Source organism: Nostoc edaphicum CCNP1411 (assembly GCF_014023275.1).
GTDB lineage: Bacteria > Cyanobacteriota > Cyanobacteriia > Cyanobacteriales > Nostocaceae > Nostoc > Nostoc edaphicum_A.
In genome coordinates, this window is sequence record NZ_CP054697.1 from 21,459 (window position 1) to 40,699 (window position 19,241).

Sequence of the window (19,241 nt, forward strand, 5' to 3'; positions counted from 1 at the left end):
TTTTATAAGCTTCTAAAATCGGATCTGTGTCCCCATTGAACTGACTCTCTCCCGCAATAAATTGAGTCGCGCTTTGAGTTGTTCCTTTTTTTGGATCGACTTCCCCAGCCTTGTTGAGGCTTCTTCTGCCAAATTAATCAAACTCTGATCTATCTCGGTAATCTGGTTATCGACTTCCAACATGGATTGTTCAGCAAAGGCATCCAACACAGTCCCTTTGGCTCCAATCAAGGATTCCATGAACAATAAAGCTCCTGTAACACCAGTTGATGCACCCAGAATCTTAGATTGCTCATTTTGAACGGCTATAGCACCAGAAATAGTCTCTTTATCAGCCGCAGTCAACTTGTATGAGGCTTGTTGAATTGCCTCATCAGCTTTGGTGATTGTGGCTTCGGGTATATCTGCTACAGGTGATTGTTGAGGCTGTAATCTCTCACTATTGGTAATATCTTGAAATCTAGCTAAAATCTCCTCTGGAACTAGTGAATCTACCGTCCATTTTTGCTCTGGATATTGACGGCGTAGTTCATCAACTACTTTTCCTGGTACTTTGTTGAGAGCTTGTGCGAATTCTTTAACAATCATGATTTAGGCTCCTAAAAACTTTTCGGGGTGATTTTTTAATTCAATTGCCACCTTTTTTCAAAGAACCTTTGGCTAAAACGTAACTTCTAATTCTTTGAAGCACAGGTAAATGCCAGTTTGTCAACTTCGCTCGTCCGTTTAGCCCTCCATTATCTTCGTCCCGAAAATCCTCAAATTCTGGCAAGTACAAAGAAGCTAAGTCTAGATACTTTTGGAACTGTCTAATTCCAACTGATGGCTCCAATTTCTTGGCTGCCTCCTCTCGTGTTAACAATTGTTCAACTACACAGCTTCCTTGAATTAGCAATGGTTTCGGCTCCTAGAGTTCCGATTGAGTTCCGACTGAGTTCCGACTGAGTTCCGATTGAATTCCGGTTGAGTTCCGATTGAATTCCGGTACTGCTAATACTAATAATAAAAACCCTACCGGCTGGTGAGTAGGGTTTTTCTGATGACTTAGCGTCAGGCTGACGCTAAGTACCTGATAATAATTTATGGATAGCTCCAAAATGATTAAGTACCTGTGGTTTTGGCTGTTGATACCTTGTACTACTTTCGTCAGCTAACCAATGACTTATTGTTTGTTCAGGATAATCACTAAGCCTATGCATCAGGTATATGGAAGCATTGTGAATTATTTTGAATTCTCTTGGATGCATTGGTTTAATACCAATGTTTTGTACCATACTGCGATCGCTCCTACTATCGGGTTAGTCTGTGCGCAAATTTCTCACAAACAATAAAAAATCGATTTATATGGACTGATATAAGACATTTTTTCGATACATCACCCATTCAAATTGACGTAGATAAATAAACTAAGTATAACTAGCACTTTTTAAGCTAAAACAATTACTTTGATTATTTTTAATACTGAAACAAAAATGCTCTGTTCATAAAATTAAGCATTCCAAAACAAGGCTTGAATAAAACCAAACCCAAAACATCATTAATTAGAGATTCAGGAAATACAAATTGCTTAAAATTAAGCGGTATTAGTCAGAAATTTTAAGCATCTGTAAGCAGCAGCAAAGAGATGTTTATACGGACAAGAGCTTGTAATCGCAATTAAAATTCGCCGCGAGCTTACAGTAATTAAGGCTCCTAACTTCAATAATTTTGTCCGAATAGTTCCAACTTGAGCATTTTGTAGTTCGGTTTTAGCTAAACATTGTTGACGCAATGCATTCATCAAAATATAAGCAAGAGAAGAGAACCACAAACGCAACTGATTTCCCGCAAATGTGTGGGTACTTGTTCTATCACTAAAAAGTTCTAGTTGTTGTTCTTTAAAGCGATTTTCCATCTCCCCGCGCTTACAGTATTTTTGTCTATAAAGTTGACTAGGAGGTACTTTATTGGTAGGAAGACTTGTAACAACAAAACGAATATTAGTCCCCTTTGCTCCATATTCAACCTTACAAACAACACGACGGCTACGACTCCAAGATTCACGAGTCTGATAGTCTAACGACTTATGCCAAATTGAGTTATCAATCAGGTCACAAGCAAGTTCGGAAAGTTGTTCATCTGGTTTAAATACAGTTTCTAAGAATGAAACTACTGTTGATAATTTCTGCTCAAACTCAAGCTTCGCTCTATTTTGAGTCGTCGTAGCCATTTGAATTAAACGACTGTTTCGCGCCAATCCAAAAACGTAGTCAACTCCAGGGAGCGACTCACACCATGTCATTATATCCTCTCTGGAATAGGCACTATCTCCTCGTACTAAAATCTCAACATTCTGCCACTGTTGACGTATTTGTTTAATGACTCTCTGCAACTCTTCTAACGCCCCAAATGCTGGGTCTACATTAGAAGGTCTAAGTTTGGCTGCTAACAAATGTTTTCCACAGAAAATATAAAGTGGAGCATAACAGTATCCTCCGTAATAAGTATTGAAGAAAACTTGCTCCTGATTGCCGTGTACTAAATCATCGGTTACATCTAAGTCCAAAATAATTTTTCGTGGTTCTTTTAAGTAAGATTTTAAAAATATACTTACAAATAGGCTTTCAATTTCTGCTGAAGAATGCCCAATTTTATGGTAACGACTATCTGCTCCTTGTTCTACATCTTCAGGGCAATGTTCCAGCCTATTTAATGTACTCTTACCTGCTAATGTTGCAGGTTCATCCTCTACTCCAATTCTTTTTCCTAATGCTAAAGCAAACATCGGATCATGACGTAATTCTTCATGGTCATTTAAGTCTTCGTATCCCATGATCAACCCGTATATCCGTTGCTTGATTAAGTTTTCTATTGAATGGTCAATCCGATAAGGCTTTCGGTAATCTTGGAAACACTGTGCAAACTGTGATGTGATTTGCAGTTTTCTGTCTATTTCAGCAATTAAGCTTAAACCTGCATCGGATGTTACCTGTCCACCCTGGAAATTAACTACAACTGGCGGCGATTTTGGTTGCTCAAATTTGAACTGTTTTGGGAGCGATCGCGTTGCTGGTTGAATCATGTTTTAAAACTGCTGAAATGCCTGCCATATATACATCTTAGCAGTTTTTATACCCATTTATTTACGAGTTGGTGAGAAATCCGGGTGTGGTGGGGAATAGCCCTCTGGTGTTGAAAAATCTCTGCTTAATTTCTAGACTTTTCCTATTTGTTGTTTGATCATCTGCTCCACGTCATCAATTGCGTTCACTATTTCTCCTAAAACATTGAAAGCATCGTTTAATACCACATCATTTGATGTAGAAAAGTACTCGGACGATTGAAGCCTGCGATAATCCTTACTACTCCCAACAAGCCGCAATGTATGTTGACAACCTTGCAAAATAGTCCGAATCTCTGATGTAGTTAACTTGATTTCCATTATTGTTTCCCTCCCTAAAGTTTGTCCCGGTAAATACTAAAACTTGCTCCGACTAAAGAACTGCCTAAGAATGCAGAAAAACTGACCAACATAGCTCCAAGACTTCTGTTTTTCTGGTACTCCCAACCAGAGATAAGCTGTTACGCAGCTAGATTGTATAATATTAGATTAAGTAATTAATTTAGTATCAGCCATCTATGCCAGCAAAAAATCATCTTTCCCAAGAGCAGAAGGAAAGGCTACTAAAAACGCTAAAAGAGCATGAAAATCCCTACGTAAGAGAAAAGATTCTGATTTTATTATTAATGAATGATGGAAAAACTTATCAAGAGATTAGTAAGTTTTTAGATATTGCATATCCAACAGTAGCATATTGGGCAGTTCACGGCGATCCAGATAACCTAGAAAGTTTTTTAGATGGAAGAAGAGAAGGGAACTTCCGCAAAGTTACCAAAGAATATGAGGATTTATTATTAGAAATAATTGAAAAAGAGCCACTAGAGTATGGGTATGAATTTGGTCGTTGGACAGCAGCAAGACTAGCTACATACCTCGAAAAGATAACAGGAATTAAGTTAAGTGGTTCACAAGTTGGGAGAATATTAGAGCGAAAAAAAGTACGTTTACCTTTGGGCAAAATACAGCCTAGAGGACAAACAGAATCCTGAAATGCGTAAGGCATTTAAAGAAAAATTGTCAGAATACTTAAGAATAACAAAGGAAGCCCCAGAGCGTTTACAGGTATGGTTTTGGGATGAGAGTGGATTTAGTTTAAGAGTGATAAGAAGAAAAAACTGGGGTAAGAAAGGTACAAGGAAACAAATCACAGGTCAAAGAAGAAGAGGAAGAGTAAATATTATGGGAGGGTTACGTTATCACGACAAGAAGAGAATGAATTTTGTGATTAAAAAAGGAAATGCCGATGTATTTTATGAGCAGCTTCAATCTTTGAATAATTTTCTATTGCAAGAATGGATAGAGCAAGGAAATAGAATTGAGACTTTCAATAAATGTTCTGCGAAAATAGTGATTATCTTAGATAATGCCAGCTTCCATAAAAGAAAAGATATTTTAGTTCGTATCAAGGCAGAAATGCCAAATATTATCCTGGAATTTCTACCACCTTATAGTCCAGATTATAATTTGATTGAATTGGTTTGGCATTCAGCAAAAGAATATATAGCTCATAGATTGTTCGAGTCAGTATCACAGCTAGAAGAGTTGTTAAATAAATTGTTAAATGAAGGAGGTCTTATTATTAAATGGGAACGCAAAATTAAAAATAAAGGTAATGCTGTTTATTAAATTTAGCTGCGTAACAGCTTAATTATGTTGGGATTATTAGTCTCGATAATCTCCAGCCCCCAACAAGCCATTGCTCCAACTCCTAAAAACCCAGTTAAAAGCAGAGAGGCGATTGCAGTTGTTTCTATGATGCGGTCGAAAAAAATCCTGGGGTTAAATCTTTTTCGAGTCCGACGAAGAACTAACTTACTCTTATTATTTGAAGGCAAAGATGATTGATGAGTTACTTTATGGGTTTTCATTTCGCTTCGTCTAACTCCACAAAAAATCCTGCACCTGTATTCGTAATCTTTACTCTTCTTTGATTGACCAATGTTTGAATCACTCCCAAGCTAAAATTGATACTGCATAACCGAGCGCTGCCACCGCAACGACTTAGGTACTGAAGGCATAACTGGGAATGGTCTTTTGGGACTGGGTTAGCTTTTTTAGACATGATGTCTTTCCTGTTGTGGTTTGTGGGGGTCAAAGCGCTGGGTGAAAAAAAATAGCCAAGCAGTATTAATGCTTGACTAAAGTATTTTTGAATTTAAAAGGTGAATTTCAGTTATTAGAAATTATCAAGATCGTCAAATTGATTTGTTGCAGAGTGCTTGTACGCTTTGGCTTTATTCATTTGATAATTAGAAGCTTTAATTACTGGAATTGCAGCTTCCTTAACTGAATCCTTTGCTTGTTGAAATAGAAATTGTGTCGTCCCTTGTGCATCTTCTTCTTTTGGGTCAATTTGTCCCCATAGTGAGCAAGTTAACTCTAAAGATTCGTAGTCACCTAAATTGAACTTACGCGTGTAAGTTACAGCAATAGTCTTGATTTCCATAATTTACTCAAACAATATTCCAAAATGAAGTGTAGCTATTTGGCATCTCTTACAAAGTGACGCTTCTCAAATTACAAATGTCGCCAGAAGTTCTTACTGATAGTCTTGAGACTGACTACCTTGGGTTCTGCTGTCGCTTCAGAGGCATGACCAACAGCCACCGCAGCGACTTGTGGTGCGGGTGTGGTTAACAAAGAATTAAGCAATCTCATTTGATAATCAACATCTTCTACTGAGCGATATACTCTGTATGGTTCAATTTGCATACCCAAAGGTGTTGGGACAATCAAAAGATATTGATTTAGGGCATTGATATAAGCAACTGAAAAATTTCTCTGCTCTACATAAGGACGGATAATCTCTAGTAATTCAATCGCTCTGTTGATTTCAGAAACTTCACAATTACTGTCGATTTGTGACTGACTTCTTCTGTAGCCTTTCATCATCTTTTCGGCTACTAGATTGTTGAATTTACTTACCGCTCTCTGATGATTGCCTAATGTGTGGACTTTGGTTTGCGCCTTATAACCGACTCTGCCCCACTGCACTGTTAAATTACCATCTTCAACTTTTGCGCTCCAGAACTTGTTGCTGTTATGAATTGCGTCTACAAAGACTAAATAGGTTTCCATGTTTCTTACCCTGTCAACTCACCACTTGGCGGGCGTTGCCCCATCGAATTTGATGCTGTAAAGCTTCAAGTATCGTTTCTGCTTCGTCTGCTGTTAGTCCCTTCAACTGTAAGCAGATATTTTTTAAAACCTCTGGAATACCATTCCAAAGAAATCTTTCAAAATGTCCATCTGTCAAAGCTTCTGTTAGAGAATAATCTTCAGGACTACATATTCGCTGCATAAAAACATATTGGGACAAAGTTGTACGCAGCAAAAGCTTAGTTTCTCTATCCAGTTTTTCGAGATAAACTCCATAATTTTGAACAAATTGGTTAATTCGTTCAGTTTGTCCGTAGTAAGTCACTAAATCTGTTGTCATCTTTTTTTCACCTTCTCTTTAACTGATTGTTGGATTTGAAAAAGCGATAAGCCTGACGGCATAGCTACGCTTACCGCCCCCATAGAATCAGGAGGCAATCGCCCTCAAGAAGGGTAAGGGGAAAAGGGGAAGGGGGAAAGAGGGTTTTCTTTATTCCTTTCCCCTTTCCCCTTTACCCTTTACCCTTTCCCCAAGATTATTTCTCAGTTCATATTCCGAAACTTAGCAGCACGCAAAGACTGAGTTTTCGCTGCAACCACAGGACTACTAGCCCGTCGTGCGGTGGATGCCCATGCTTGCATTCTTTCAACTGCCGCCGCATCCTGAATCGCAAGCGGGGTAATGGTTTGACGGCAGGTTTCGAGGTCAGCAAGTGTTACCTGCTGCGGTCTATCCTCATCGAATGCCAGCAGAGCAGCTTCTGAAGCAAGGGTTTCCAGTTCTGCCCCTGAAAATTTCGCGGTATTGGCAGCGATCGCTTCGAGGTACTCCGATTCCAGATGAATGCCAAAGCGTTGTAGATGAATCCCTAGAATCTGTACACGCTCCGGTTCTGTGGGTAGATCAACAAAGAAAGATTCGTCAAATCTTCCCTTCCTCTTGAATTCACTTGGTAGTGCTGATGGGTCATTGCAGGTTGCAACTATAAACACCCCAGCAGTGCATTCAGCCATGAACGTAAGCAAAGTACCCAAGATGCGTTGAGAAACACCGCTTGTATCGCCCTGACCTGAAAGTGCTTTTTCGACCTCATCAATAAACAAGACACAAGGTGCGATCGCCTCGGCAGTTTTCAAAGCACGTCTGACATTCCCCTCAGACTCACCTACCAGACTGCCCAAAAGGGACGCAATATCGAGTTGCAGAAGTGGTAGATTGAGTATGCTAGCGATGTTTTTGGCACAGTGGGATTTTCCTGTTCCGGGTGGGCCAGCCAGCAACACCCCTTTGGGTTGGGGTAAGCTAAGACTTCGCGCCTCTTGTGTGAATAGTCGCCGCCGCCTCATCAGCCACTCACGCAGTAGATCCAAACCGCCAAAAGGAATGGTAGCTGGTTTACCCAACTCGATACCCATTTGAGAGAGTAGCCGAGTTTTGTACTCGACAGCTTTGGGGATAAAATCAGCGTCAACGACGACACCATGATTAGTTAAGTTTTCTTTGACTGTTAACCGAAGGAAATCACTAATTTCTTCTAAAGTTAAACCTAACGCTGCACGAGAAAGAGTTTCAAATTCAGCATTTTCTAGCGTAATAGTGAAAGTCAATTCTTGCTCTCTAGCAGACTGTTGTAGGTCATGCAAATAAGAAGTGATATGCTCAAGTATTTGGTCAATACTAGGTAAAGGAACTTCGCAATAAGGAATTAATCTGACTAAGGATTCGTGTAATTGTATGTTCTGACCCAACAAGACAATGCGTTTATCTGTGGGTTTTAACCTGTGGTAAAGGTTTTTAACTTTGGATAAAATCTCCCATGATAATTGGGGTGAGTTCTTAGCAATAAAGGGGTGAATATCTCCGAGGATAAATACACCATTTCCGCTAAAGTTAGCAATGTAGTCGAATACAAATAGTAGTGGATCAGCGTGTGGTGGTTTTTTGTACTCTGCAACGGGCTTAAACACCAATCCCCCATCTGCTGCGATTAAACATTGTTCTAAGGTTGATACTCCCAGATTCCAGAAGAAAACTGGACATGAGAGCTTATTGTTAGCTTCAGCAGTCAACCACTGAATAATCGTCGCTTCATCAGGAGACAGAACATCAAGTGCTGCGATCGGGATTTGTGAATCGAGCGTGGAGAGAAGATTTGAGAGGTTCATTGTTTTTGATAAGGTAGTGGAACTAATTCATCGTGAGTATTAACAAGTCTCACGGCTACTTCATAAACTTCGGCATCGCCGTCGAAAACCTCTGCTGTACCGTTGTTCTCTTGGTAGGCGATGCCTACGGCGGTAAACTACGCTGTTACTATGGCATTCAACAGCACACACAAAACTTCAGTATTCGGCTTGATGATCATGGAAAAAGCGTGTTTTCTATTGTCCGTAAATGTCAACAAGTGGGTATTCTTTTGGTGGGTAGATAAAATCTCTTGGGAGAACCACGACAATAAAGCAATTGGCAATAGTCGCAGTTCTCCTTTTCTTATTACTGTCTGAGTCTGGTTTGGTGAGTTGAAGTTGTACGAAGTTGTTGGGTTTGAGCTTCATCCTTAAACCTGCGATCGCCCACAACTCCAAGTGCTTCTTCAAATGGTTGCGTAGCTAATAAACAACTCACTCCCTCGAACCCCTCCGCCTCCACGCGAACTTCACCTGTAGCGCTGTCAAAATGAATCAGTATTGAACGTTCCATAATTTATCTCCGTGCAAATTGTTTAACTTCTTGATGTCCGGCAAAAGTCAGCCGTAGAGTTTGCACGCTCCCGTTGGTTTCTTCAGCGATCGCACATTCACCAAATTTTTCTTGTAACTCGGCGGCTTTAGCACGAACCAAATGCTTACCATAAGCCAGCATTAGTTTATTACTAAAAAAGTCTTGTCCCAACTTCGGAACTGTTTCATAACTGTCGTGTATTACGTCGTACACACCACTTGACTGATTCCATTTGAAACCGATGTCTGCACGGGCTTTTATGGTGCGACCAGATACGATGATTTCAGCACTTTGTCCTTGAGAGCCACCATAGTATCCTTTTAGTGATTGTGCTGTTTGGTGAACTTGTGGTGATAGGTTTAGATCCGTGAGAGCTTGCACCAAACACTCGTGATTGCTTAATTTGGTTTTAACTGTTGAGAAATGCGACACAAGTTATCTCCTTAGTTGTAAAACTGGTTTGAGAAATAGTAGAAGTGAGATATCCTTTTTGAGGTGAACACCACATTTCCAATTCATTAGTTAGTCTTGAGCGAATACACCCTCGCCCAAGACTATTTTTTTACCTGAACCTAAAAGCGGCAACTGTAGCTTTCGATAAGCCCACGTCGTCAGCCGCAAGTGATTGTAGATTGCGTTGTTCATCTAACAACTTGATGCGGATCTCTTGCATCTTTTGCTGCAATTGACTGCGCCCATCACTGCCAAGATTTTTTGACTCAATCGCTGGATCGTTAACGATAGAATCCAAGTGCGCCATCATCGCCTCCAAGCTACTGCCTGCCTCCGGTGAAGCGTTTGCCAGTAGCACTTGAACCTTCATCAGATGGCGCTCCATTTTTCTTTTAAACTGTATGGGTTTCCTCCCTGGTTCCCAATCAGCTAACTCTTCAAGCAATTGCGCGGCGAGTTGTTCACCACCAGCTAAAGCAGATTCCCTCAATCTCTGTTCCAGATTTTGGTCATACTGTTGGATGAACTTGGTAATCTGATCAAGACATTCAGCTTGCTGCTGATTGAGTTGCTCAGAGAGGGCAGGGATAATAACCGGACGACCTATAATGACTTGCAAATAGTCTTCAAGATCGGTCAGAGTCGGGAATGCTCTTAACAAGTTTGTTTTTACAGATTCTTGCTTATCCTGTGCTAATTCCCAGGTGTTAAGTGAGAGAAACTGATCAATCCGCTCTTGGTAATCTACAAGTCCCGCTTCGTAATCAGCTTTTAATTGATTGCGTAAACCAGGGGCGATATTATCTCTGATATTGATTAACTGATTCCATACCAGGGGAGCTAAATCAATTGGACAAACCCAGTCACCAGTATCAGCAGACATCCACTCTTGAACTGAAGCAATCTCTTGCCTCAATTGGGCAGCAGCTTCATCCAACTTCTTGAATACCTTGATACCCCGCAAACCAACTTCGGAATTAGTAACTTTAACAAGGTCTGATTCAATTTCAGAAACTTCAGCTTGTAGTACATCCGCCCATTTAGGTGCGGCAGATTTTGTACTTTTCTTCAACTGGATACGAAATCTGATGCGGGTTTTATTTAACTGTGAGAAATTGTGGCGCTCGACTACTGCATCAGTTAGGAAATTTGCAGCAACAGGGTTGTCAAGTGCTTGTACCATGATTATTTACCTCAATCATTATTTTTCACTTTCAATTCAGCGAAGCTTTCTTTGTAACTATTTGAATGTCTTTAGTAGCTCTATAGATTACTTTTTTAGAGCTTTTTTGTAGTCGAACAGGTCTTTTTATGACTGGTGGTTTATGTATGGACATGGCTCAAAATAGCTGAAGTTGCTGCGAATTATCCTGTACAACAGGCTTGTTATAAACCATGCCTTCGACTTCATAACAACGGGTCATGAGTTTGTTTCGATTTAGTCGAAAGCTGGCTTTTTTTCGTATCCGCTCAATAAATCGGGGTAGTAGAAAAAATAACAAAGTAGAGAGATGCACATAGGGTCGTAGAATATATGACATGGCGCAAAAGCAATCTCCAGAAAAACAAGTAGAGGCATTGTTGCAAACCATCGACCCCTCAAAGTTTGCAGACGAATCCTTGCGCCAGACATTAACTGTTCTGCTAAACGTCATAGAGCAGCAACAATCAGAGATAAAAGAATTACGTGAAGAAAACCAAAAACTACGGGACGAAAACAATCGTCTGAAAGGCGAACAGGGGAAACCAGAAATCAAGAGCAATCAGTCGAAAGGGTTCAAGAGCAATCATTCATCCGAAAAAGAACGACACACTCCCAAAAAAAACATACGAAAAGTAGCAAAAATCAGAGCATAAAAGTAGACAGGACATGCATTCTGGATTATCCGGCGAGTGAGCTACCGCCTGATGCACAGTTCAAAGGCTATGAAGAGGTAATCATTCAAGATATTTCACTGTTAACTGATAACGTATTATTCCGGAAAGAAAAATATTACTCGCCTAGTGTTGGAAAAACGTATTTAGCATCTTTGCCACCTGGTTACGATGGAGAATTTGGTCCGGGAATAAAAGCTCTAGTAATTAGCTTATATTACGGCGGTAATATGACCCAAGGTAAGTTGCTAGAGTTTTTAGAGAATATTGGGATCTCAATGTCGGCTGGCTATTTATCAAATCTACTCATCAAAAACTTAGGCGATTTTGAAGCTGAATATAATCAAGTTTATACATCTGGGTTAGAAAGTAGCTCGTGGCAGCATATAGACCAAACAAGTGCCCGTGTTAAAGGAGTAAATCAGACCACGAATGTAATTTGTAACCCCTGGTACACAGTCTACTCAACTACAGCTAAGAAAGACCGACTAAGCGTAATTGGGGGTCTTGCAAAATAGACAAGAGCTTGAATATGTTCTAAATGGGCTGACTTACGAGTTGCTTACAAGTTTTAATGTCCCAACTAAATGGCACAATCAAATGAAATTGTTGCCGCAAGAAACAGTTTTGACTGAATTAGAGTTTAATTCATTGCTGGATACGTATTTAAGCAAGCTAGGTTCTCAATACCGGACTCGTGTTTTGGAAGCTGCTGCAATTTCGTTCTATCATCAGCAATCTCAAATACCAGTGGTAGAATTTCTGGTCTGCGATGATGCACCCCAATTCAAATTAATTACAGATAATTTGGCTTTATGTTGGGTACATGAAGCCAGACATTATAAAAAAATTAAGTCCATTTGTTGGTTTTTTGTCAACAAACATTAGACAAATTTTTAGGGGAATTTTGGGATTACTACCGAGAATTAGTCGCTTACAGAAATTCCCCTTCCCCAAAAACCAAACAGGAATTAAAGACTAAATTCTGTCAGCTATTCGGTACTGAAACTGGATATAAACAATTAGATGAGCGAAAAAAATTAACGGCAGCTAAAGAGTCTGAACTACTGCTGGTCTTAGAGTATCCAAACTTACCTTTACATAATAATCCGGCGGAATTAGCTGCTAGGACTATGGTGCAGCGACGAAAAAATTAGTTACGCCACTCAAACGAGTGAGGGTACTAAGGCATGGGACATTTTTATGTCTCTTGTTGCCACTACTCGTAAATTGGGAATCAGCTTCTTTGAATATATACATGACCGGATTTCTCTCTCTGATAAAATCCCCGAATTGGACACTATTATTCGCTCAAAATTTTCTATTAATCCTCAACCTTTATAGTCAAGCGTTTGCATTCAAATAGAATCCCTGCGTTAGAACAATCTAGTTAACTCTCAATAAATTGGATGTTAGCAAGTCTTTTTACTTTTATTCGCTACCCCGACTTATTGAGCCGATACTTTTTTTCTTTGATTTGGCAGAGGTACAAATAGATACTGTGGATGTTGGATGCTACCCTCATCTCCCAAATATCGACAATGTGTACCATTAATTTGGTAAACTTTTGATGAACTTAATAGTGTCGCATCATACACTTTAATCAAATTTGTTTCCATCTGATTAGTATTCAAGTAGAGTGTGTGATAATCTTTTGTGGAATCGATTTTTCTCTCCAGTCAGACTGATTAAATCTAACTGGAGAGTTTTTCACGCATAATTCGTTACCTTTGCGTTAATTATTGATTGAGAGTGCCATTCGATTACAGATAGAAATGCTCAAAAATCTGATTGAGTTTTTCTTTTAATTCATCTGACAGAGCATTAAAATCAAACTCTTCAGAGTCCCAAACTTGATCCAAGCTTGTAGATTCATCAATAATGTTTGCAATCAAACAAGATTCATTGTCATAGTTCCAGCCATTTGCTAAAAGCCACGGCAGAATTCCTTTAGATTGCAATATTTTCTCAATGTCGAACGAGTCAGAAAACTGCTGTAAGTTTTCGATACTAGGATGAACGATTGTTGTTGTCATGGGGTATTTTAAATGATTGATATACAGCCCAATAAAAAGAGGAAGAAAGGGATTCAAGAATTATTAAGTCACTCTCACAAGAAAAACTTTTTCCCTTTCCCCTTCTTCATTAGCTGTAGATAAAACTTGAGAACTGATCAAATATGCTTCCCTACTTGAAGGTAAATAGGGAAGCATAAAGATGAACGCAATTGCTGCAATCACCTCAATAAGTATTTGTTTATTAAGAAGGCACATCCTCCCAGTAACCAACTTCATCATCATAATTTGCTTGCATAGACTGCAATTTGTTGACGAAGTTAGCAAATTCTTCGTTAGTTAGTGACTGCCTTCCTTTTTTACCATAATTGTCTATGAGAAACTGTTTGCCCTTTTCCTCTTTCCAACCTAAAGCTTCAATCAATCGTTGCGACTCCATCATCAATTGATTGCGATCAAGTGCATGAGACGTATGCTTTGGTAAGTTATTGTTAGGCAATCCTTTTTTCCACCAATCGCAGATGGAATTATGCACAAGGGCAATTTCTTGAGCTATTGGTTTCTTGCCAATACAATAACTTTCCCAGTCTGGCGCAGTTGGCTTTTCGTATCCACTACATACACAGGCATTGGAAGTTTGCCCCCCTTTCTCACGTTTCTCTGTTGTCAATGTGGGACAAAATACCCACATCGAATGCCAAAGTAAATTCTTCGGTTGGTGATGTTTGCCTTGAAAACTTGCATAAGCTTGTTCGCAGGTTTCACGGAATGCCATTAGTTGTTGATCAAACGAAACTTGAAACACTCCCCAAGCAGTTATTTGTACTGGTGCGATATGAAGAGGTAGATTTTGGGCATCGACGAAAATCACCATATACCGCCTACCGAATTTGTAGGCGTTCTTGTCCAAACCATCACTGCTACGCCAAACTCCAATCACCTTTCTATCGTTTCCGTATAGCAGAGGCGATCGCCCAATCACAAGTATTCGTGGTTGTCTATAAAGAGCGCCAGGAATGCCTATCTTTTCATCGTTTTCGTCCAACTTGTTAGTAAGAACTTTATACTCTTTCCCACCAACTAGTTCTTTATTTTCGTACCATCCTGCTAATTGTTGATTTTCGTAAGCAATCCAAATGCCTGCGGGTGAAGGAATACTTTTGGCTGCTGGGGTCTTTTCGTAGGCTTTATGTTCAGCAGAATCAAAGTCAAAAGCTGTCATAGTAGCTGCTTGCCTTTCTTTAATGTTAGTTTTCACAAAAACTAAGCGAAGCTCTAATTCTCGGTGGCACTGTTTTAAAATAGTGGTGGAAGAGAATTTTCTTCCACCATTTCACTTATGCCGCTACCAACTCCCGACGAACTTGCGGCAGTTCAATCGGAGCAGTTACCCTGGACAGTGCTTCTACAGCCTCTTTTACACTCCAGTACCGTACTCCATCGCCACAGCGCCAGTAGTATGTCTTGGGGTCGTTTTCCCAGACTTCCTCAGCGTTTCTGACCTTGAAGAGTATGCCCAAAAACTCACCATCTAGATATACATTGTGAGCCGTCTGGAGGTCAGTGCGCCCTACATAAGTCAGTCGGTAGCCGTCCACTGGTTCGCACAAGTCTTCTGCACGAGTCCCGCGATACCCACAGTTACCGCACCCATGTCCTTCGCAGTCTGGACAGATGGCAGCAGACATATTCCACTTCGGCAGGGTGAAGTCCCATTCAGATGGTGGGGTTAATATTCGAGCCTTGTGAGAGATATAACAACCAGCATGACCGATTACTTTATCAGAATGGTATTGGACGCTCAACGATAACCAGTCACAATCACCTAACAAGCCAATTTTCTCAGAAGCTTGTTTTAATTCCTTTTCTTCTTTGTGATTGCACTTTACTGGAGCAGAAAGACTCGCTTTTACCTCTGCAACAGCCCGTTTGAAGGATTGTTTGTGGTAACGAGCATAGCCGTGGATCATTTTTACCCACACGATATCATCACTGTTGATCCAGATAGTTACTACATCTTCGGGCTTGCACTCTTTTGAGTAGTCCGACTGATTGACGATGGTTGCAATGATTTGGCGATCGCGTGTGGTTAGCGGATCTTTTGTTGGCGTAGGGGCTAAACTTTGTGTCATCATTAGAAATACCTCTTAAATGGGTAAAAAAGCGATCGCAGACTTTCCAGGGACGGCGATCGCCTTTTGTTTTGCGTGAACAACGTTGTGGTTTACCGCAACGCTCTCAAAAAGATTCGGCGTAGCCTCATGTTTCTGAATTTCAGTTATTTTCTAGCAAGAATTCACGGCACAAGGCTCTAGAGAAGGTATTAAGTGGTTGCCCTAATTGCAGGATAAGTGGATTTATTGAGTGATTTTGAGTATCTCCCCCAGCCGACTTTACCTGGCGTACCTTGTGCTATACGACGGGAGGTTCTTGTTTCTCAAATCTATGTTTTGTGTTGATCAAATCTGTGACTGGTTAGACTTGTGAACCCTTTTTGCGTTTGGGTGCAGGCGGTTCGCTTTCCTTGCCCTTGAAATAAATATAAACCAATTGCATTGCTTTTGCAATACTTTTGCTATCAGGTTTATTCTACGTTCTTGCTATTCAGCATAAGATATCTGTATAGCAAAAGCATTGCAGTATGCTATAGCTTTGCATTACCTTTAACTGTATAACGCAATGAAAAGCACAGCAAATGTAATATAAGGAGGTGTCAATGCAAGTCTTGCTGCTGTTTATGTCCAGAAAAAGAAAGCCTGTTTCCTTCCGAATTGATGAGTTAGTGGTAGAAACTTTGGCTAAATTAGCTAGGGAAGAAAATACTAGTGTGAATAGATACATCGAAACTCATTTTTTTCGGCTAGGTAAAGAGCGAGGCTTTATTCCTCCAGACGCTCAATTAATTGGCGAAACCAGAGGAGGGGACACAACTAAGGGTATAAATTCTGATGAAATTTGAGCCATTGGGTGAGGAAAAACTATCTCAAACCAATGTAAATTACATTTATAACGTATTTAATTTTACCTAGAAGTACACAAAGATAAGTATATTTAAGTAAAAACGTGTTGTAAATAATGGCTATTAAACAGAATTTTTCAATTGGGAGCTAACAGGCGCTCGTTTTACTCTTCATTTGGATTGGTCAGAGAAAGAATTTATCTTTTTTGAAGCCCCTCACCGAGCCGATTCCCTTGGGTAACTCAAGCCAGTTAATAAAAAAATCATTTCCTCTGTCTCTTCAAGGAGCCAACATGAATCTACCTTTAAATCAGTCCGTGTTGCTGGAGTCAAGAACACTGAGGACTTCAGCTTTAACAAATTTTGAGAGCGACAAAGCTTTATCTATTCTCTCCAAGGCTAAAGCAATAATTTTCGCTGTCTGGAATGGTAGTGGTTGGGCCACCACTGCACAGATTGCAGAATACTTCGAGGTGAGTGAATCAGCGATTAAAGAATTGTACAGAAGCAATCAAGAAGAATTTAACCTCCAAGAAACTGAAACCCTTGCAGGACAAGTACTTAGGGATGTTAGACAGACATTCTGTCTAAGTCCCAGAACACCAAAAGCGAGAGTTTTTAGTCCTTTAGGCGCTCTCAGGATTGCGATGTTACTACAACAATCGGAGGTGGCCGCACAGATCCGAACGATACTGATTGAAATCGTTGCAGCAATACCCAACACAATTGCATCTCAAAAGCAAAATCATATACCAGCCCTCCCCCCAGTTGAACAACGGCTAGATACTTTTGTCAAAGCAATGAAAACTTTAGCCGAACTCACCGGTGGCAGACTCAACCCATACATGGAACAGAATTGCAAAGACTTCGCCGCCAATCTGATAGCTGACTACAACAGACAGTCCTTAACCGCCACAGAAGAACGCTGGCTTGGCGTGGTCAACTTTGCAGAGAGCGAACTTGGAAAGAAAGTACCCCTGAGCGGCGCTCACTATCGCGGACACTTGGGCACATGGGTGAGAACATTCTACCCTCAGTTAGGCGATCGCCAAGAAACGCGATTGGTTAACGGTGTACAACAGCCCATCTATGTCTACGCTTGTCACGATCCGGCTGTTGCGGCTGGGTTGACCAAAGCTGTAGAAGAGTTCTTTGCTCATCCCAGTCCTGGAGCAGCGTTAAGGCAGGCGGGGGCTTTCGCTAGTAAGAAGGAAAAAGTATCAGTTTAGTAGCCATCAGTTTTTAGTTATCAGTTCCCTGAATTTTTTTACTACTGGCTACGCAACCATTACCTGTAAGAATTTTTGGATTACACGAAGAGTTTTAAAGCCTATTGGTTAAGCAAAGAATAAGTAATAAATAAGGATAGGTTAATGACACGATTTCAAGACCCAAGAGCAGCAGCACTAGCCCAACAGATCGACCAAATCAACGTAATCGGTTGGGAAGGAGCTTGTGACATGGCACTACAACAGCGCGTAGCGAAAAGCGAATTATCCCCTGTAGAAACAGTATTGCGTTTCGATATGTTCCGAAAGAGAGCGCAAGATACAGCCGATAAACGACAAGCAATTTGGGCAGAACAAGTAAGCCAAGGCATTAGTGGAATTGAGTGGTACACCGTTGAGTATGGCGGCGTGAATGTGGAGCTTCCCCGACTGTGTGAGGAGTTGATGCTCGTTCCTGGTGATAAGGAAATTTTGATGCAGTCCAAGCCGGTGGCGCTCGACTTCCTCGCGCACTGGAACATGGTGTTTAAGCTGTGGCGTTACAACCGCGAAACAGAATCGCGCTGGTTTTTATGTCGATGGAGTCAGTTTTACACCGAATACATCAGCCGGGAATGGCTAGAACTTTGGGCAGAAGATGAGGTTTACCAGATTCTTTTACCAGATGGAACATTCCAGGACAAACCCATGTTTGCTATCAACGCTTGCTGTTGCTGGGGTAATCCTGAAGCAATCCACCGCACCACTGCATACTCTGATTCTGGCTCAAGCTGGTTTCAATGGAATAATTTTACGCCTTGGAGATAAAAGCGATCGCTATTAAACAAGTAGCAATCACCACGTTAAACACTTTTTCATATTTGGCATAACCAACATGAGAGTCATTGTTAGAGTCACCGAAAAAATTATTAGTGAAGCTCACATCAATATTCCCGATGGGCTTTCAGAATCAGGCATTAGGCAGCATATTGTAGACCGCTATAACAATGGCGAGATGCTGACTGAGATGAACATTTTTCAAGTGGATTTTGAATCAATCAGCGCTCAAGTTGTCAAACAAGCCGGAGAGAATTTATGACTGTTGCACAACTGCTAACACCACAACCATACTCTCCTAAATCTACAGGAGAAGCTGTTGGTAGGCATCCACTGAACTTTTACGAGTCTCCATCTTGGTTCACAACTGAACTACTGCGCCATGTTCCCTTATCTGGTGTCATTGGTGAGCCTTGTGTCGGACACGGCGCGATCGCTTCTTTACTCAGAGCGTGGCCCTACACCAAGCAAATGTGGACGAACGATATTGATCCACATAAAGCGGCTGATTACCATCTGAATGCAACACTATCCCAATCATGGGCTAACTTTCCCGATTGCGATTGGATCTGCACTAATCCACCATATTCGGATTTTGCTGCACCAATTATCAAAAATGCCTGCCAGAAAGCGCGTGTGGGTGTTGCCGCATTCCTATTAACCAGCTTTCTTGAACCCTGTGATGACCGGGCTGATTTCTTACAACAGCACCCGCCGTCACTTGTAATCATCATGCCGCGCTTCTGTTTTCGGAAAGACAAACGGGGTACTCGTTGGGCAACAGACAACATTACCATCTCGTGCTTTGTATGGGACAAACGTGCAATAGGGCAGCAAATTATTATTCGTCCCAAGTCTCAAATCGCTGGATTTTACAAGAACCCAGAACAGGCTATTTCACAAGAACGGGCAGAAGAAATTGTTCGGGCGATAGCGTGTGGTGAAGTTAGTACAAACTATTGATTAAAGAGGT

Annotated in this window: 29 protein-coding genes and 1 pseudogene; 13 read left to right on the forward strand and 17 right to left on the reverse strand. The window is 40.8% G+C overall.

What is annotated here, in order from left to right:
* Nucleotides 1–12: 12 nt before the first annotated feature.
* The 4 genes from HUN01_RS01585 to HUN01_RS01600 all read right to left on the reverse strand — a co-directional run bounded on the left by HUN01_RS01585 (nucleotide 13) and on the right by HUN01_RS01600 (nucleotide 3,421).
* Complete coding sequence (locus tag HUN01_RS01585; RefSeq protein ID WP_181927373.1) at nucleotides 13–588, reverse strand: hypothetical protein; 576 nt, start codon at nucleotides 586–588, stop codon at nucleotides 13–15.
* A gap of 40 nt (nucleotides 589–628) precedes the next feature.
* Nucleotides 629–895: a hypothetical protein gene (locus HUN01_RS01590; RefSeq protein WP_181927374.1), complete on the reverse strand. Its 267-nt coding sequence runs from the start codon at nucleotides 893–895 to the stop codon at nucleotides 629–631.
* Between the two features lie 678 nt (nucleotides 896–1,573).
* Complete coding sequence (locus HUN01_RS01595; RefSeq protein WP_181927375.1) at nucleotides 1,574–3,061, reverse strand: IS1380 family transposase; 1,488 nt, start codon at nucleotides 3,059–3,061, stop codon at nucleotides 1,574–1,576.
* 132 nt (nucleotides 3,062–3,193) lie between these two features.
* Complete coding sequence (locus HUN01_RS01600; protein ID WP_181927376.1) at nucleotides 3,194–3,421, reverse strand: hypothetical protein; 228 nt, start codon at nucleotides 3,419–3,421, stop codon at nucleotides 3,194–3,196.
* A gap of 197 nt (nucleotides 3,422–3,618) precedes the next feature.
* Between HUN01_RS01600 and HUN01_RS01605 the strand changes: the two are divergent.
* A pseudogene (locus tag HUN01_RS01605) lies at nucleotides 3,619–4,726 on the forward strand (IS630 family transposase).
* Between the two features lie 2 nt (nucleotides 4,727–4,728).
* On the opposite strand, the gene HUN01_RS01610 reads toward HUN01_RS01605, so the two are convergent.
* From HUN01_RS01610 to HUN01_RS01635, 6 genes are all read right to left on the reverse strand, one after another.
* Nucleotides 4,729–4,968 carry a hypothetical protein gene (locus HUN01_RS01610; RefSeq protein WP_238845424.1) on the reverse strand — a complete coding sequence of 80 codons (240 nt, stop codon included), beginning with the start codon at nucleotides 4,966–4,968 and terminating at the stop codon, nucleotides 4,729–4,731.
* The gene (locus HUN01_RS01615; protein ID WP_181927377.1) at nucleotides 4,965–5,162 is read right to left on the reverse strand and encodes a hypothetical protein; all 198 of its coding nucleotides are present in this window, start codon (nucleotides 5,160–5,162) and stop codon (nucleotides 4,965–4,967) included. Before HUN01_RS01615 ends, HUN01_RS01610 begins: the two co-directional genes overlap by 4 nt.
* A 114-nt stretch (nucleotides 5,163–5,276) precedes the next feature.
* The gene (locus tag HUN01_RS01620; RefSeq protein WP_181927378.1) at nucleotides 5,277–5,546 is read right to left on the reverse strand and encodes a hypothetical protein; all 270 of its coding nucleotides are present in this window, start codon (nucleotides 5,544–5,546) and stop codon (nucleotides 5,277–5,279) included.
* Between the two features lie 71 nt (nucleotides 5,547–5,617).
* Nucleotides 5,618–6,178, reverse strand: coding sequence for a WGR domain-containing protein (locus tag HUN01_RS01625; protein ID WP_181927379.1), 561 nt, complete (start codon nucleotides 6,176–6,178; stop codon nucleotides 5,618–5,620).
* A 13-nt stretch (nucleotides 6,179–6,191) separates the two neighbouring features.
* On the reverse strand, nucleotides 6,192–6,539 hold the full coding sequence (locus HUN01_RS01630) for a hypothetical protein (RefSeq protein WP_181927380.1): 348 nt from the start codon (nucleotides 6,537–6,539) through the stop codon (nucleotides 6,192–6,194).
* 203 nt (nucleotides 6,540–6,742) lie between these two features.
* Nucleotides 6,743–8,365: an AAA family ATPase gene (locus HUN01_RS01635; RefSeq protein WP_181927381.1), complete on the reverse strand. Its 1,623-nt coding sequence runs from the start codon at nucleotides 8,363–8,365 to the stop codon at nucleotides 6,743–6,745.
* Between the two features lie 32 nt (nucleotides 8,366–8,397).
* On the opposite strand from HUN01_RS01635, the gene HUN01_RS01640 reads away from it, so the two are divergent.
* Nucleotides 8,398–8,631, forward strand: a complete 234-nt coding sequence (locus HUN01_RS01640; protein WP_181927382.1) for a hypothetical protein — start codon at nucleotides 8,398–8,400, stop codon at nucleotides 8,629–8,631.
* Nucleotides 8,632–8,693: 62 nt separating this feature from the next.
* Here the strand turns inward: HUN01_RS01640 and HUN01_RS01645 are convergent, their stop codons facing one another.
* From HUN01_RS01645 to HUN01_RS01655, 3 genes are all read right to left on the reverse strand, one after another.
* Nucleotides 8,694–8,900 (reverse strand): DUF2997 domain-containing protein, encoded by a 207-nt coding sequence (locus HUN01_RS01645; RefSeq protein WP_181927383.1) that lies wholly within the window; start codon nucleotides 8,898–8,900, stop codon nucleotides 8,694–8,696.
* Nucleotides 8,901–8,903: 3 nt separating this feature from the next.
* Nucleotides 8,904–9,353: a DUF1257 domain-containing protein gene (locus tag HUN01_RS01650; protein ID WP_181927384.1), complete on the reverse strand. Its 450-nt coding sequence runs from the start codon at nucleotides 9,351–9,353 to the stop codon at nucleotides 8,904–8,906.
* A gap of 130 nt (nucleotides 9,354–9,483) precedes the next feature.
* Complete coding sequence (locus HUN01_RS01655) at nucleotides 9,484–10,557, reverse strand: hypothetical protein (RefSeq protein ID WP_181927385.1); 1,074 nt, start codon at nucleotides 10,555–10,557, stop codon at nucleotides 9,484–9,486.
* Nucleotides 10,558–10,913: 356 nt separating this feature from the next.
* On the opposite strand from HUN01_RS01655, the gene HUN01_RS01660 reads away from it, so the two are divergent.
* The 5 genes from HUN01_RS01660 (at nucleotide 10,914) to HUN01_RS01675 (ending at nucleotide 12,593) form a co-directional block, all read left to right on the forward strand.
* Nucleotides 10,914–11,231 (forward strand): hypothetical protein, encoded by a 318-nt coding sequence (locus HUN01_RS01660; RefSeq protein ID WP_238845426.1) that lies wholly within the window; start codon nucleotides 10,914–10,916, stop codon nucleotides 11,229–11,231.
* 173 nt (nucleotides 11,232–11,404) lie between these two features.
* On the forward strand, nucleotides 11,405–11,767 hold the full coding sequence (locus tag HUN01_RS01665) for a hypothetical protein (RefSeq protein ID WP_181927476.1): 363 nt from the start codon (nucleotides 11,405–11,407) through the stop codon (nucleotides 11,765–11,767).
* A gap of 82 nt (nucleotides 11,768–11,849) precedes the next feature.
* Complete coding sequence (locus HUN01_RS35125) at nucleotides 11,850–12,137, forward strand: hypothetical protein (protein ID WP_238845428.1); 288 nt, start codon at nucleotides 11,850–11,852, stop codon at nucleotides 12,135–12,137.
* Entirely contained in the window at nucleotides 12,113–12,406 is a 294-nt protein-coding gene (locus HUN01_RS01670; protein ID WP_238845430.1) for a hypothetical protein, read from the forward strand. The genes HUN01_RS35125 and HUN01_RS01670 overlap by 25 nt, the downstream gene beginning before the upstream one ends.
* Before the next feature lie 46 nt (nucleotides 12,407–12,452).
* Nucleotides 12,453–12,593, forward strand: coding sequence for a hypothetical protein (locus HUN01_RS01675; RefSeq protein WP_181927386.1), 141 nt, complete (start codon nucleotides 12,453–12,455; stop codon nucleotides 12,591–12,593).
* A gap of 104 nt (nucleotides 12,594–12,697) precedes the next feature.
* On the opposite strand, the gene HUN01_RS01680 is transcribed toward HUN01_RS01675, so the two are convergent.
* The 4 genes from HUN01_RS01680 to HUN01_RS01695 form a co-directional block, all read right to left on the reverse strand.
* Entirely contained in the window at nucleotides 12,698–12,868 is a 171-nt protein-coding gene (locus HUN01_RS01680; RefSeq protein WP_181927477.1) for a hypothetical protein, read from the reverse strand.
* 144 nt (nucleotides 12,869–13,012) lie between these two features.
* Nucleotides 13,013–13,285 carry a hypothetical protein gene (locus HUN01_RS01685; protein WP_181927387.1) on the reverse strand — a complete coding sequence of 91 codons (273 nt, stop codon included), beginning with the start codon at nucleotides 13,283–13,285 and terminating at the stop codon, nucleotides 13,013–13,015.
* Between the two features lie 223 nt (nucleotides 13,286–13,508).
* Nucleotides 13,509–14,486, reverse strand: a complete 978-nt coding sequence (locus tag HUN01_RS01690) for a DUF5895 domain-containing protein (protein ID WP_181927388.1) — start codon at nucleotides 14,484–14,486, stop codon at nucleotides 13,509–13,511.
* Nucleotides 14,487–14,601: 115 nt separating this feature from the next.
* Nucleotides 14,602–15,399 (reverse strand): hypothetical protein, encoded by a 798-nt coding sequence (locus HUN01_RS01695; protein WP_181927389.1) that lies wholly within the window; start codon nucleotides 15,397–15,399, stop codon nucleotides 14,602–14,604.
* Here HUN01_RS01695 and HUN01_RS35910 point away from each other — a divergent pair.
* From HUN01_RS35910 to HUN01_RS01720, 6 genes are all read left to right on the forward strand, one after another.
* A complete protein-coding gene (locus HUN01_RS35910) occupies nucleotides 15,390–15,521 on the forward strand; it encodes a hypothetical protein (RefSeq protein ID WP_257797969.1) in 132 nt (43 codons plus the stop codon). The two genes, HUN01_RS01695 and HUN01_RS35910, sit on opposite strands and share 10 nt — an antisense overlap.
* 459 nt (nucleotides 15,522–15,980) lie before the next feature.
* Nucleotides 15,981–16,223 carry a hypothetical protein gene (locus HUN01_RS01700; protein ID WP_181927390.1) on the forward strand — a complete coding sequence of 81 codons (243 nt, stop codon included), beginning with the start codon at nucleotides 15,981–15,983 and terminating at the stop codon, nucleotides 16,221–16,223.
* A gap of 293 nt (nucleotides 16,224–16,516) precedes the next feature.
* Nucleotides 16,517–17,452: a hypothetical protein gene (locus HUN01_RS01705; RefSeq protein ID WP_181927478.1), complete on the forward strand. Its 936-nt coding sequence runs from the start codon at nucleotides 16,517–16,519 to the stop codon at nucleotides 17,450–17,452.
* Between the two features lie 144 nt (nucleotides 17,453–17,596).
* A complete protein-coding gene (locus HUN01_RS01710; RefSeq protein ID WP_181927391.1) occupies nucleotides 17,597–18,259 on the forward strand; it encodes a hypothetical protein in 663 nt (220 codons plus the stop codon).
* Nucleotides 18,260–18,326: 67 nt separating this feature from the next.
* Nucleotides 18,327–18,530, forward strand: a complete 204-nt coding sequence (locus tag HUN01_RS01715) for a hypothetical protein (RefSeq protein WP_181927392.1) — start codon at nucleotides 18,327–18,329, stop codon at nucleotides 18,528–18,530.
* Nucleotides 18,527–19,231, forward strand: coding sequence for a hypothetical protein (locus tag HUN01_RS01720; RefSeq protein WP_181927393.1), 705 nt, complete (start codon nucleotides 18,527–18,529; stop codon nucleotides 19,229–19,231). Before HUN01_RS01715 ends, HUN01_RS01720 begins: the two co-directional genes overlap by 4 nt.
* The last annotated feature ends 10 nt before the right edge of the window (nucleotides 19,232–19,241 follow it).